The sequence below is a fragment of the uncultured Alsobacter sp. genome (assembly GCF_945952055.1).
Classification (GTDB): Bacteria; Pseudomonadota; Alphaproteobacteria; order Rhizobiales; family Beijerinckiaceae; genus Alsobacter.
Genome location: NZ_CAMFHB010000001.1, coordinates 208,020 through 221,674, shown reverse-complemented (window position 1 = coordinate 221,674; position 13,655 = coordinate 208,020). Strand labels below are relative to the sequence as shown.

General features: G+C 71.7%; 8 protein-coding genes. 3 read left to right on the top strand and 5 right to left on the bottom strand.

What is annotated here, in order from left to right:
* Positions 1 to 27 precede the first annotated feature (27 nt).
* A complete protein-coding gene (locus tag Q0Q47_RS01000) occupies positions 28 to 579 on the top strand; it encodes a pyridoxamine 5'-phosphate oxidase family protein (RefSeq protein ID WP_293853390.1) in 552 nt (183 codons plus the stop codon).
* 123 nt (positions 580 to 702) lie between these two features.
* Here the strand turns inward: Q0Q47_RS01000 and Q0Q47_RS00995 are convergent, their stop codons facing one another.
* Positions 703 to 1,752 carry an adenylate/guanylate cyclase domain-containing protein gene (locus Q0Q47_RS00995; RefSeq protein ID WP_293853389.1) on the bottom strand — a complete coding sequence of 350 codons (1,050 nt, stop codon included), beginning with the start codon at positions 1,750 to 1,752 and terminating at the stop codon, positions 703 to 705.
* 129 nt (positions 1,753 to 1,881) lie between these two features.
* On the opposite strand from Q0Q47_RS00995, the gene Q0Q47_RS00990 reads away from it, so the two are divergent.
* A complete protein-coding gene (locus Q0Q47_RS00990) occupies positions 1,882 to 2,667 on the top strand; it encodes a DUF3750 domain-containing protein (RefSeq protein ID WP_367278194.1) in 786 nt (261 codons plus the stop codon).
* Positions 2,668 to 2,680: 13 nt separating this feature from the next.
* Here the strand turns inward: Q0Q47_RS00990 and Q0Q47_RS00985 are convergent, their stop codons facing one another.
* On the bottom strand, positions 2,681 to 3,790 hold the full coding sequence (locus tag Q0Q47_RS00985; RefSeq protein ID WP_293853385.1) for an NADH:flavin oxidoreductase/NADH oxidase: 1,110 nt from the start codon (positions 3,788 to 3,790) through the stop codon (positions 2,681 to 2,683).
* 33 nt (positions 3,791 to 3,823) lie between these two features.
* Positions 3,824 to 4,870, bottom strand: coding sequence for an agmatinase (speB, locus tag Q0Q47_RS00980; RefSeq protein ID WP_293853384.1), 1,047 nt, complete (start codon positions 4,868 to 4,870; stop codon positions 3,824 to 3,826).
* Between the two features lie 194 nt (positions 4,871 to 5,064).
* On the opposite strand from speB, the gene Q0Q47_RS00975 reads away from it, so the two are divergent.
* Positions 5,065 to 6,234 carry an aminotransferase gene (locus Q0Q47_RS00975; RefSeq protein ID WP_293853382.1) on the top strand — a complete coding sequence of 390 codons (1,170 nt, stop codon included), beginning with the start codon at positions 5,065 to 5,067 and terminating at the stop codon, positions 6,232 to 6,234.
* Positions 6,235 to 6,243: 9 nt separating this feature from the next.
* Here the strand turns inward: Q0Q47_RS00975 and pbpC are convergent, their stop codons facing one another.
* Both pbpC and Q0Q47_RS00965 read right to left on the bottom strand, forming a co-directional pair.
* Positions 6,244 to 8,367, bottom strand: a complete 2,124-nt coding sequence (pbpC, locus tag Q0Q47_RS00970; RefSeq protein ID WP_293853380.1) for a penicillin-binding protein 1C — start codon at positions 8,365 to 8,367, stop codon at positions 6,244 to 6,246.
* Positions 8,364 to 13,631, bottom strand: coding sequence for an alpha-2-macroglobulin (locus Q0Q47_RS00965; protein WP_293853513.1), 5,268 nt, complete (start codon positions 13,629 to 13,631; stop codon positions 8,364 to 8,366). The genes pbpC and Q0Q47_RS00965 overlap by 4 nt, the downstream gene beginning before the upstream one ends.
* Positions 13,632 to 13,655: the final 24 nt, after the last annotated feature.

Genomic DNA, 13,655 nt, shown 5'->3' with positions numbered 1-13,655 from the left:
GGTCTCCCAGCAGCAGGTTCCCGTCTCATGGCCAAGCAGTTTCCCGCCCTCGAGCCCCAGCATCGCGCCTTCCTCGAGGCGCAAAGGATCTTCTTCGTCGCCTCGGCGACCGCCGACAGCCGCGTCAACGTCTCGCCCAAGGGGCTCGACTCCTTGCGCGTACTCGGGTCGAACCGCGTCTGCTGGCTCGACCGCACCGGCAGCGGAAGCGAAACGGCGGCTCATCTCATCGCCGACGGGCGGCTGACGCTGATGACCTGCGCCTTCGAAGGGCCACCGCTGATCCTGCGCCTCTACGGCCGCGGCCGCTCGCTGCCGCGCGGCACGGCGGAATACGCCGCCCTCCTGGCCGAAGCCTATGGGCCCGACGAGCCGCCGGGCTCCCGCCAGATCGTGGTGCTGGACTTCGACCTCGTGCAAACGTCCTGCGGCTTCGCCGTCCCGCTGCTCGACTTCAAGGCCGAGCGCCCGACGCTGGACCGCTGGGCCGAGAGCAAGGGCGAGGACGGCCTGCAGGAGTATCGCCGCGAGAAGAACGCGCGCAGCATGGACGGGCTGCCCACCGGTCTCGTCGACTGAGTTCCAGAGACACCTCGCGTAGCTTTCGCCGAATCGCCCCCACGCCCCTCAGCCTTCGACTCGGCCGCATGGCGGCCGGCTCGGGATGAGGGAGAGGGTGACGATTGGACCGCCAGGAGGCTTTCACGCCACCGAGCGGGCGGCGGCGCGGTCGCGTTTGCGCTCCAGCGCGTGCACGGCCAGCAACTGGTCCCGGCCCCGCACGCGGTGGCTGCCGAGGTCGCGTTCGGCGATGCCTTCGGGCAGTCCCGGCAGGCGCGCCAGCAGATCGCCCGAGATGAGGTAGGAGACGTTGAGCGTGCGGCTCAGCGCCTCGATCCGGGCGGTGGTGTTCAGCACGTCGCCGAAATAGGCGATCTTGTGCCGGTCGACCCCGATCTCTGCGGCGACCACCGGCCCGCCGTGCATGGCGGCCCGGATCTGCGGCACGCGGCCGAAGCGGCGCTGCCAGCCGAGAGCGTCGCGCGACAGCGCCGCGTCGATGGCGAACAGGCAGGACACGCAGCGCGCCTCGGCGATCCCTCGCTTCAGCGGCCAGGAGATGATGGCGAGATCGCCGACATAGTCCTCGACCGACCCCCGGTACTCGCGGACCGGGTCGGCGATGGCGGCGAAGACGGCGCCCATGAAGGTCTGGGCGGCGAGATCGCCGTGCTTCTCGGCGTAGGCCGTCGACCCCACGATGTCGATGAAGAGGAAGACCCGCTCGATCTCGATCGGCTTGTGGTAGCGCCCGAGCAGGAGGTTGAGGAAGATCTCGCCGCCGATGAGGTCGCGGACACGGGCCGCGAAGACGTAGAGCGACGAGACGACGAAGCTGTAGATGACGGCGCGTGCCGTCGGCGTGATCGCCTCCTGGAGCGACCAGTCGGCGAGGCCGAGGGCCCAGCATGCCAGGCCGCCGGCCGAGTTGCCCACCACCACCGCCAGCAGCATGATGGCTTCCGCGACGGGCAGGTAGATCAGCGTCGGCCCGGAGCGCAGGCGGGCGAAGGCCGGCGAGCGCCGCAGCAGGGAGTCGGTCCCGAGCGCCGAAGCGCCGGTGAAGATCCCGTAGATCGGCGAGGTGAGATAGCCGCCGATCCCGAAGAGGCGGGTGTAGAGGAGCCCCGCCCCGGCACTCACCAGAAGCGTCACGGCCCAGAAGATCCAGCTTCGGCTGATCGGTCTCATGCTTCGTCTTTGCGCCTGCCGAAGGCTCGGTGCAACTCCTAAGCGAAAACTTGGTATCGTCGGCTTCCGGACTCCAGTTTCGGGAGAGACTACCGTGATTCCGCCATGGTTCCCGGGTTGAAGAGCGCCATGCCGAGGCTGAGAACCGTGCTGCTCGCTTTTCTCGTCGTCTTCATCCTTCCCCTCGTCGCCCATGCCGCCTGGTGGTTTGCCCAGGACCGTCCCCGGTCCTGGTCCCAGGCGAACTGGTCGAGCGCGGGCCTGCTGCCGTCGCCCGCCGTGAAGCGGGACGCGGTGCTTCACGTCTATGCCGCCCGCGTCGGGTGGTGGCGCGGCATCTTCGCGCACCACACCTGGATCGTGATCAAGGACCGGGATGCGCCGCGATACACCCGCTTCGACAAGGTGGGCTGGGGCTCTCCCGTGCGGACCGACAACTGGGCTCCGGACGGGCGCTGGTTCGGCCAGGTGCCGGAACTGGTCGCGGCCATCGAGGGGCCGGAGGCCGAGGCCCTGCTGCCGCGCGTCCGTGCCGCGGTCGCGGACTATCCGTACCGCGACTACGGGCAGTACCAGGCCTGGCCGGGGCCCAACTCCAACACGTTCGTGGCCCACGTGCTCGCCGCCATCCCGCAAGCCGGGATCACGCTGCCTCCGACGGCGCTCGGCAAGGACTATCGCACAGACGGCAAGATGGTCGGGCTGACGCCGACGCGCACCGGGGTGCAACTCGAGCTCGCCGGTCTGCTCGGCGTCACGCTGGGCTGGATCGAGGGGCTGGAGGTCAACGTGCTCGGCGCCGTCGCCGGGCTCGACTGGCGGCGCCCGGCGATCAAGCTGCCGGGCTTCGGCCGCATCGGCCTGCCGCAGTGGCCGGAGATCGGCCGCGCCGCGGCGCAGGGCGCGCCGCGGTGACGGACGGGGCGCTTCAGCCCCGGATGTAGCCGGCGCCCGGCCACAGGTTGGGCTTCACGCGCGCCATCTGCGGCGGCCGGGGCAGGTCGAAGCCGAGCGCGTCGGCCGCATGCCAGCCCCAGCGCGGGTTGTCCAGGAAGGCGCGGCCGATGGCCACCTGGTCGGCGGCACCACGCTCCAGGACCTCCTCGGCCTGGGCCGGCGTCGCGATGAGCCCGACGGCGCGCGTGACGATGCCGGTCGCCTTCTTCACCGCCTCGGCGAGGTGCACCTGGTAGCCCGGGCCGGTCGGGATCTTCTGGGCGAGCGAGTTGGCACCCGAACTCACGCAGACGAAGTCGAAGCCCGTCTCCTTGAGGGCGCCGGCCAGCGCGATGCCGTTGTCGACCGTGAGGCCGCCGTCGACCCAGTCGGACCCGGTGATGCGGGCCCCGACCGCCACGCGCTTCGGCACGGCCTTGCGCACCGCCTGGGCGAGGTCCACCAGTGTCGACAGGCGCTTCGCCGCGGTCCCGCCGCGCGCGTCGGTGCGCTTGTTCGACAGCGGCGACTGGAACGAATGCATCAGGTAGCCGTGGGCCATGTGCATCTCGACCTCGTCGAACCCGAGTTCGGCGGCGCGCACGGAGGCCTTCACGAAGAGATCGATCGTGTGGCGGACGTCCTCCTCGGTCATCTCGGCGGGGGTCGCCCAGCCTTCGGCGAAGGGAATGGCCGACGGCCCGATCGTCGGCCAGGCATCTTCTGACGGCTGCAGCGACCGGCCGCCTTCCCAGGGGCGCTGGGCCGACGCCTTGCGGCCCGCATGGGCGATCTGGATGCCGAACTTCGTGCCGGGCAGGGCGACGGCCCGCGCAGCCGCGAGGCAGCGGGCCATGGCGAGAGCATTGGCCTGCGAATAGAGGCCGAGGTCGCCATGGGTGATGCGGCCGCGGCGCTCGACGGCCGTGGCCTCCAGCACGACGAGGCCGGCGCCGGACATGGCGAGGTTCATCCAGTGCTGCAGGTGCCAGTCGGTCGCGCTGCCATCATCGGCGCTGTACTGGCACATGGGCGCCACGGCGATGCGGTTCGGCAAGGCGCAGGGCCCGAGGTCGAGAGGCTGGAAGAGGCGTGCGGTCATGCGTAACGTCCATGTCTGGCAGGCGATGAGGGTTCAGCCGCGAGCGCGCTCGCGGGCGATGTCGACGAGGCAGAGTTCCGTGAAGAGCACCTGGGCCGCGGCATGGGCCGTGTTACTGGTGTGGTCGTATTGCGGGGCCACCTCGACCACGTCGGCCCCCACGACGTCGAGCCCGGCGAGGCCGCGCAGGACCTGGAGGGCCTCCCGGGTCGTGAGACCGCCGACCTCCGGCGTACCGGTGCCCGGGGCGAAGGCCGGGTCGAGGCTGTCGACGTCGAAGGAGACGTAGACGGGCCCGTCGCCGACCACCGCGCGGGCCTTGGCGATCACCGCCTCCGGCCCCATGGCCGCGAACTCCTCGGCATGGATGACGGTCATGCCGCTCTCATAGGAGAACTCCCAGAGGTACTCGGCCCCGCCGCGAATGCCGATCTGGATGGTCCGCTCGGGATCGAGCACCCCGTCGAGCACCGCGTTCCGGAAGGGACCGCCGTGGTGGAACTTGGATCCCTCGTAGGGACCCGACGTATCGGCATGGGCATCGATGTGCACCATCCCCACCGGTCGCGTCTCGCCGACGGCCCGCAGGATCGAGTAGCTGATCGAATGGTCGCCGCCGACGGACAGCGGTACGACGCCGGCCGCCACGACGGAGCGCGTGAAGGCCTCGATGTCGGCGTGGCAGGCCTCCAGGCTGTAGCGGCTGGACAGCGGGATGTCGCCGACGTCGGCGACGCGCAGCGTCTGCATCGGCGCCCGCCGCAGGACGTGCTCGAACGGGCCGATCCGTTCGATGGCCCGCACGGCGCGTGGACCCAGGCGCGCGCCCGCCCGGTTGGTCACCCCCAGGTCCATCGGCACGCCCACGAGCGCCACGTCGAGACCGGCGAAACCCTGCGCGGCGGCATCCGGTCGGAACTCCGCGCCGAGCAAGGTGGCGGGATCGGCGAAGGGCCACTTGCGGCGCTCGCCGCTGAACTGGCCGGCGGCCACGCGCGCAAATTCGGGATCGTGGATCGTCCCGCCGGAGGCATTGGCGTAGCGATCCCTGAGAGCCTTCAGCCGGGCGTCGTCGACCATGTCTGCTCCTGTGGCACGGCATCGGGGGGTGCTGGACGGCCGGGCCGAACACTGTAGGAATGGACCCGCTTGCACCAGCGCGAAATTTGCGCTGCTTGCGCGCCCTGCCTGCAAGTCTGGAGCCTGACATGGCCTCGCGCCGGGCAGGGTCGAGCCGCGGCAGGCGCATGACCCATGCTCGATCGGAGTGTCCCGTGGCCGCCGTCAATTCCCACCTGCTCGACACCGGCACGCCACCCATCCCCGAGGCCAAGGCCTGGGCCCGCCGCTACGACGGGTCTCGCGGGCCTCTCATCGACCTGTCGCAGGCGGTGCCCGGCTATCCCGCCCATCCCGACCTCCTGGCGCGCATCGCCGCCGCCGCGGGCGAGGCGGCGACCGCGTCCTACGGGCCCATCGGCGGCGACACGGCGCTAGTCGACACCTATGCCGCGCACGTCTCCGAGTTCTACGGCGCGCCGGTTTCGCCGGCCGAGATCTCGCTGACGGCAGGCTGCAACCTCGCCTTCTTCGTCGCCATGATGGCCACGGCGAAGGCCGGCGACGCCGTCCTCCTGCCCTCGCCCTGGTACTTCAACCACGAGATGGCGCTGCGCATGAGCGGCATCGAGACCCGTCCGCTGCCGTGCCGCCCGGAAGCCGGGTTCGTTCCCGACCCCGACGATGCGGAGCGGCTTCTCGATGGCAGGGTCCGCGCCATCGTGCTCGTCACGCCCAACAATCCGACGGGCGCGGTTTATCCGCCCGGCACCATCGCGCGCTTCGCCGAGCTGTGCCGGCGCAAGCGCCTGTGGCTCATCCTGGACGAGACCTATCGCGACTTCCTGCCGGGCGAGGGCGACGTTCCGCACGCGCTGTTCAGCGATGCCGGCTGGCGCGACGTGCTGATCGGCCTCTACAGCTTCTCAAAGTCGTACTGCGTGCCCGGCCACCGCCTCGGCGCCATCATCGCGGCCGCGTCCCTGCAGGCGGAGATCGGCAAGATCCTCGACACGGTTCAGATCTGTCCGCCGCGCGTGGCGCAGGGCGCCGTCGCCTGGGGCGTCGGCGCGCTCGCCGACTGGCGCGAGGCCAATCGCCTCGAGATCGCCGGGCGTGCCGCGGCCTTCACCGCCGCGATGGGCCAGGCGCCCGACTGGCGTGTGGATTCGGTCGGCGCCTATTTCGCCTATGTGGCGCACCCCTTCGCGGGCGTCCCGGCCCCCGTGGTGGCGGAGCGGCTGGCCGTCGAGCGCGGTGTCCTCGGATTGCCCGGCGGCTATTTCGGCCCGGGGCAGGACGGGCACCTGCGCATCGCCTTCGCCAACGCCGATGCCGCCGCCCTGGCCCAACTGCCGGCCAGGCTCGCCGGGTTCGGCATCTGACGCGCGCCACTACTGCAGGCGCACCATCACGCTGTCGGTGGCGCCGTTGGCGTCGATCACGGACACCCGCGCGAAGCCCGCGCCATCCGGTGTCCAGAACGACTGGCGCCGCGCCTCGGCTTCGCCCACCGGACGGCCGTTGACCATCCATGTCAGCGGGGGCACGCCGCCCTGGGCCTTCATGGCCAGCGGTGAGGCCTGCGCCTGGCCAAGCGCCAGGCCGAGATCGACGCGCGAGCCGTCCGGCGGGAAGGCGATCTTCAGCGGGGCGTTGGCGGTGGCCGCGATCGTCTTCGGGACGTCCCGGCGCAGATGGCGCAGCGGAGGCGGCAGCGTCGCCGACGAGGCGAACAGCGCGTTGCGGGGCGCGGGCAGGGGTTCCGGCTCCCCGCCCAGGCGGGCGAAGGCATCGAACAGCAGCGGTGCGGCGATCGAGCGACCGACGAGCCCCGGCACCGCCGCGCCGTCGGCCCGGCCGACCCAGACCGCGACGGTGACGCGGCGGTCGAACCCCACGGCCCAGGCGTCGCGGTAGCCGTAGGAGGTCCCCGTCTTGTAGGCGATCCGGCCCGGCGGCGCATTGGCCGGCGGAGGGGCGCCGTGCAGCACGTCCCAGACGTACCAGGACGCCACCGGCTCGGCGATGCCGCGGCTCTCGGCGACGGGCGCTCCGCTGCGCCACACGAGCGACGGCACGTCGCCGCCGCGGGCCAGTCCCGCATAGAGCCGCGCGAGGTCGGCGAGCCTGATCCCCAGTCCGCCGAGCGCGATGGCGAGCCCGGGCGCCCCGCCCTCCTTGGGCAAAACCACGTCGGCCCCGGCGCTGCGCAGCCGTGCGATGAGGCGCGACGGGCCGACCTCGTTGAGGAGCTCGACCGCCGGGACGTTGAGCGACAACTGGAGCGCGCGCCTCGCGGTCACTGTGCCCTGGTAGGCGAGGTCGAAGTTCTCCGGCGCATAGAGCCCGAAGCGCGACGGCCGGTCGTCGAGGACGGTCTCGGGATGGGCGATGCCCGCCTCGAAGGCCATGGCATAGATGAAAGGCTTGAGCGCCGAACCCGGCGAGCGGATCGCCTGGACCATGTCGACGCTGCCGGCCCGCTCGGTGGCGAGATAGTCGACACCGCCGACATGGGCCCGCACCTCGCCGGTCGCATTGTCGATGACGAGCGCCGCACCGGTCAGCTTGGGCCCCAATGCCGGCACCCGCTCGCGCAGCAGTGCCTCGAGCGAGGCCTGCAGCCGGCCATCGATGGTGAGGCGAATGCTGCGGCTCGACGGTTCGGCCCGCACCGCCGCCTCGGCGGCATGGGCGGCGAGCATGGGGACGGGACGGCGGGCCGTGGGAACGGCTTCGGCGCGCGCCATCTCCCGCTCGGCCGGCTGCAGGGCCAGGGCCGGCGCGACGCGCGCCAGCACCCGCTCGCGGCCGGCACGGGCGGCCTCGGGAAAGCGGTCCGGGCGCCTCAATTCCGGCGATTGCGGCAGGGCCACGAGGAGGCCGGCCTCGGCGGCCGACAGCCGCTTGGGCTCCTTGCCGAAATAGGCGATCGACGCCGCGCGGACGCCTTCCAGGTTCCCGCCGTAGGGCGCGAGCGCCAGGTAGAGATCGAGGATCTCGTCCTTGCGGAAGCGCCGCTCCAACTGCACCGCCCGCACGACCTGGCGGAACTTGGCGGCGAGGGTGCGCTCCTCGCGCGGCTCCAGCAGGCGCGCGACCTGCATGGTCAGCGTGGAGCCGCCCGACACCACCCGTCCGTGCCGCACGGCCTGCCATGCGGCGCGACCCAGGGCCGCCGGATCGACACCGTGGTGGCGGCGGAAGCGCTTGTCCTCGTAGGCTTCCAGCATGGCGAGGTAGCGCGGATCGACGTCGCGGGTGCGCGCCGGCAGGCGCCAGCGACCGTCGGCAGTCGTGAAGGCCCTGAGCAGTCGTCCGTCCCGGTCGAGCACGACGGTCGAGCCGTCCGGCACGCGCGACATGTCGAACGGACCGAGCGAGTCCACCGCGTACCAGAGCCAGCCGCCGGCAGCCGCGGCGAGACCCAGCGTGCCGAGCCCGGCCGCGGCGAACCATCGCCGCGTCCGGGAGGCAGGCTTGGCCGCCACACCTGCGCCGGCCGGCTCGCTCATGGCCGTGCGACCACCTCGACGCTGCCGAAGCCCGTCCGGCCGAACCGTTCGGGACGGTACATGTCCTCCACCGTCGCCGGGGGATGCACGTACTTCCCGGGCGCCACCGCGCGGGCGATGTAGGCGAGCGTGAAGAAGGCCGGTTGGCCGCTCTCCCGGTCGATGGCCGCGACGAAGCGGTCGTCGCGGTACTCGGTGGCCGCCGGCGACACGTCGCGCTTCAGGAAGGAGAGACCCGCGATCGAGCCGCCGTCCACGAGGTTGGGATTGTCGATTTCCCAACCGGCGGGCAGCGCATCGACGACGAGCAGGCGCGCATACTTGGCCTCCGTCTCCGTCACCTTCACCACCACGGCGAAGCGCTCGTTCTGGCGGATCGACGCGGGGTCGATCTTGGTGCCGTCCAGCTTGTAGACGGTGCGCTCCACCGTGTAGCCCTGCGATGCGGCAGGCTCCTGCGCCACGGGGTAGCCGGACACGGTCAGCACGACCTGCGCCGGCGTGGTGCCCGCGTTGCCGATGGTGAGGCCCTTCGTGAGCGCCGCGCCGCGCAGCGTGCGGTAGTAGGCGCCCTGCTGGCGAAGACCATCCACCGTGACGCCCATCTGGGCCGCGTCGCGCGCCAGCGCGCTCGCCGCCAGGACCATCCAGGCATTCTCCTGGGTGCTCGTGTAGGGGCTCGCGTTGCGCGATTCGTCCACCACGACACTGGCCCGCTGAAGCAGGTCGGGGCCCTGGTTCGCCTCGGCCGCGAGCGCCAGGATTCCCGCACCGTCACGCAGGCGGCTGCCGTAGTCCGGACGGGAGACCTTGTCGTCCTTCGTCGTGCGCAGGCGCTCGAGCGCCGAGGCGAAGGCCGTCTGGGCCCTGCCACGATCGCCGAGCAGCGCGAGGGCCGCGGCGAGCTGCGCGCGAGACAGCGGCGTCGCGAAGGAGGCGAGCTTCGTGTCGGCGAGATAGCGCAGGTCGCCCATCACCGGGCGGCCGTTGCGGGCCAGCACGTAGATCGCATAGGCCAGCCCCTCGCTGCGCTTCTCGTCCACCTCCGTGGTGTTGGCCACCGTGTTGCGCAGGCGATCGAGTGCGATGTCGAGCGATCGCTGCGGCACCGTGAAGTTGCGTTCGCGCGCCCGGGTGAGGAAGTCGGTGACGTAGCTGTCGAGCCAGATGTCCTCCGAGCCGCCGACGCTCCACAGGCCGAAGGCGCCGTTCGAATCCTGCCGCGACAGCACGCGCTCGATCGCATCGCGGATGCGGTCGTCCGCCTTGTCGTCGAGGGCGAGCGACTCCTCCGCCGCCAGACGGTTCACGTAGAGGAGCGGCATGGCGCGGCTGACGATCTGCTCCGAGCAGCCATACGGGTAGCGATCGAGGGCCTGCAGGAGGGCAGGCACGTCGATGGAGCCATAAGGCGAGGCCGCGATCGAGACCGCGCCGGTCCCGGGCAGCACGTCCGCCGCCAGGTCCTCGGACACGGCCAGCGTGGCGCCCGGCGCGAGCGGCCGGACGATGCGGCGGTACAGCGTCGAGGAGCCGGGCTGAACCCGCAGCCGGAAAGTCTGCGTGGCATCGACGCCCGGCCCGGTAAGCCGCAGGTCGAACACGGCGGTGCCGAGGCCCGCGGCCGTGACCGGGATCACCAGCGAGCTCTTTCCGTTGGCCTCGAGCCTCACCTGCGCGCGGGTCGCGGAGGCCGGAAGCACGACCGGACCCTTGACGTCGAGGTCGACGGTGTAGTCGGCCGCCGGCCCTTCCACGTTGTCGATCTGCAGGAAGAAGCGCGACTGATCGCCGAGGCTGAGGAAGCGCGGCAGGGTGCCGGTGACGACGACGGGATCGCGCACGATCACGTCGGCCTTGGCGCTTCCCGTCCGGCCCTTAGACCAGGCCACCGCCATCACGCGGGCGGTGCCGTTGAAGCCGGGGATCTCGAAGCTCACCTTGGCCGTGCCGTCGGGCCCGACCTTCACGACGCCGGAATAGCGCGCCAGCGGCTCCTGCGTGGGCGGGCTGGCATCGCCCGACAGCCCGGCCCCGTCGCCACCCGAGCGGATGGCGCCGCGCACACCCTGCATGCCGTCGATCAGGTATCCGTAGAGGTCGCGGATGTCCGCGCCGAGCTGGCGCTGGCCGAAGAAGAACGTGTTCGGATCCGGCAGTTCGTAGCGCGTCAGGTTGAGGATGCCGACGTCCACCGCAGCGACCGTCACGAAGGCCTCTTCGCCCGCGGCGAGCCCGGCGAGCCTGACGGGAATGTCGAGCGTTCCGCGCGGGCGCATCTTCTGGGGCGTGTCGAGGGAAACCTCGAGCGTGCGCTGCGCCTTGTCCACGGCGAACCAGGACACGCCGAGGGCTCGCCCGGGCATGCGCTGGGCCGCCTGGTCGAGCGGGCGGTGGGCAAGGGCCACGACATAGGCGCCGGCGCCCCAGGTCGAGCCCACCGGCACGGCGATCCGGTTCTCGCCGGCGCTGACCGGCACGACCCGGATGTCCTTCACCCCGTCGGAGACGATCGCGATCGTCGCCTGGCCGGCGAACCGCGGGGCGATGCGCAGGTTCATCGTGTCGCCCGCCGCATAGGCCGGCTTGTCGAGCGTGACGTCGAGGACGTCCGGCGTCTCGGCGGTGGCATCGCCGCCCCAGCCGACGCTGTAGGCCACGCTGGTCGTTCCGCCCGCATCCCCGCTGCGCACCTCGAGGCGGAAGCGGCCGAGTTCGGTGGGCAGCGTGAGGCGGGCCGGCGCGTCGGCAGCCACGTCCAGCGCTCCGTCGCGCAGCTTGCGCGTGGTCGTGATCGGCTCGAACGACCAGCGCCCGTCCTGCTGGAACCACTGGTAGCGCTTGTCGATGCGGTAGAGGGTCCACTGCAGGCCCTTGCGCGCGAGCTTCTGCCCGTCGGGCGCGGCGACCACCACGTCGAAGTTCGCCGTGGCGCCTTCCTGCAGGTCGTCGCCGAACAGCTTGCGCACGCCCACCACCGGGCCCGACGGACGGATCGGCAGGGTGACCGAACGCTCGACGGCCCGGCCACCGGGCTCGCCGACGCGCAGCGTGATCCTGGCCTCGACGGGCTTGGGCGGCGTGAGCTCGGGCAGCGCGGCCGTGATCGTCGCCTTGCCGCGGGCGTCCGTCGCTCCGGTCTCCTCCAGTTCGCCCGAGACGTTCTCGAACGGCTCGTCCTGGAGGCCGACGGTGTAGGCCTCCAGTCCCGGCACGCCGGGCTTGTCGGAGGGCTGCACGACATACTCGCCGGTGACGTCGAGATTGGCGCCGGGCGCCCCGTAGAGGAAGCGGACGCCGAGGTCGATGACGGCTGGCTCCCCGGCGCGCAGGAACGGGGCCTTCGGCGTGAGCTCGACCTCCATGCGCTCCGGGACGTAGTCCTCGACGAGGAAGGTGGTTTCGCCCACGGCCGGCCCCTTCGGATCGGCGTAGGCCTGCACGCGCCAGGTGCCGCGGGCCGCACCGCTCAGCAGCGGCAGCGAGAAGGCCCGGCCGCCCTGGCCCTGGTCGGCGACGGTCTGGCGCTTGTACTCGACCCCGTCCGGACGGCGCGCCACGAGGGTCAGCGGCACTCCGGCGACCGCGACGCCCGCCGGATCGCGCAGCAGGGCGGTGACGAAGACGGTCTCTCCCGAGCGGTAGACGCCGCGCTCGGCGTAGAGCATCGCGTCCAGCGCCTTCGGCGCGACGCGGCCCTTCACGCCGCGGTCGGTGAGATCGAAGGCGGTCTGCCCCAGGTCGAGGAAGCCATAGTCGCCTCCGGCATCGCTGGCGACGACGAGGCTCGGCGCTTGGCCGCCGGTGCCGCGGGCGAGACCCGGATCGAAGGCGACGTGGCCTGTCGCGTCGGTCTCCCGGGTGCCGAGGATCTCGTTGTTGCGCGCGACCAGCCGGATCTCGACCTTGCCGACGGGCGACGCCGTAGCCAGGGAGCGGACGAACACGTGGACGCCGTCGTCGCCTGTGAAGGCGGTGAGGCCGAGGTCGGACACGACGAACCACTGCGTGGCTCGGGCCGTGTAGTCATCGTCAATTCCGTTGTCGTCGCCGGGCTGGGCGGCCTGCGCCTTCCCGTCGGACGGCTTGGCGGTCATCACGTAGACGCCGGGCTGCAGCTTGCCCACGGCATCGAGCACGGGGAAGGCGGTGACGACGTCCTTGTTGAGCTCGCTGCGGGTGTCGAGCGTGCCGCCCCAGACGCGCGTGCCCTTCTCGTTGCCGATCTGGCGTGCCCGGTAGGCTTCGAGCTGGGCGAGGAAGTCCTCCGAGCGGACGGTCGGCAGCAGGTTGCGGTCGCCGATGCGGCTGATCTCCACGTCGACGCGCTGCGTGTTGACGGAGACGACGGGAATGCCTTCCTGGCCGACGCGCGGAAGCACGTAGTTGCGGCCGGTGAAGCGAACCTGGGGCGAGCGGTCGCGGACATAGATCTCGTAGTCCGCGGCCTTGAGCAGGGCCTCGCCGACCGACGAGGGAAGGCCCTGGCGCACCACGATCGCGTAGCGTTCGCCGTGCTTCAGCCCGTCGACGCAGAGCTGCTGGTCCTCCGGAGCGATGGCGGCGTTGGCGGTGCCCGAGACCGCCACGTACGGGGCGAAATCGACCTTGCCGCGCGCGAGCGGCTCGGAAAACTGGAAGCAGACCCGCGGCGAGGCGGAATCGGAGTCGACCTTGTAGTCGAGGATGCGGAAGCCGCGTTCCTCGCGCAGCGCCTGGTAGGTGGCGCGCACCTGGGCGACGTCGGCCAGGGCGAGGCTGGCCTTGTAGGCATCGAGCGCCGGGCGCCAGACCTCGCGGGTGGCATAGGCCTCGCCCAGCAGCGCCAGCGCGGACGCTTCGTCCGCGCGCGCCGAGGCCCGAAGGTAGGCGCCGTAAGCCGCCGTGGTCGCGCGATGCTGGAAGATCCAGCGGTCCGAGGAATTCGCGGCATTGGCGGCGAGCGCCGTCCGGGTGTAGGCGAGCCAGGAGCCGGCATCCTTCGGATCGGCCACGATGGCGGCCGCGATCAGCTGGACGCCGCGCTTGTGATCGTTGCGATTCGCCGCGGCGAGGCCGTCGCCGCGCAGCTGCGCGGCGGGCCGGCCCACGAGGGCAGCCGGCGTCTCCTTGCGGAACTGCTCTTCCAGCCGGATCACGTCGCTGGCCAGGTCGTCGCGGACGTAGCTCTTTCCGGGCGGACTTGCGGGGGTCTGGGCGGCCAGTGGCGCGGCGGCGCCCAGAAGACCCAGCGAGACGAGGAGCAGGGCGAGACCGCGGGACAGCATGCGCATCGGTGACCTCCGGAT

Coding starts and splice junctions, on each gene's coding strand:
- Q0Q47_RS01000 (WP_293853390.1), top strand. CDS start 28: ATGGCCAAGCAGTTTCCCGCCCTCGAGCCCCAGCATCGCGCCTTCCTC.
- Q0Q47_RS00995 (WP_293853389.1), bottom strand. CDS start 1,752: ATGAGACCGATCAGCCGAAGCTGGATCTTCTGGGCCGTGACGCTTCTG.
- Q0Q47_RS00990 (WP_367278194.1), top strand. CDS start 1,882: ATGCCGAGGCTGAGAACCGTGCTGCTCGCTTTTCTCGTCGTCTTCATC.
- Q0Q47_RS00985 (WP_293853385.1), bottom strand. CDS start 3,790: ATGACCGCACGCCTCTTCCAGCCTCTCGACCTCGGGCCCTGCGCCTTG.
- speB (WP_293853384.1), bottom strand. CDS start 4,870: ATGGTCGACGACGCCCGGCTGAAGGCTCTCAGGGATCGCTACGCCAAT.
- pbpC (WP_293853380.1), bottom strand. CDS start 8,367: ATGAGCGAGCCGGCCGGCGCAGGTGTGGCGGCCAAGCCTGCCTCCCGG.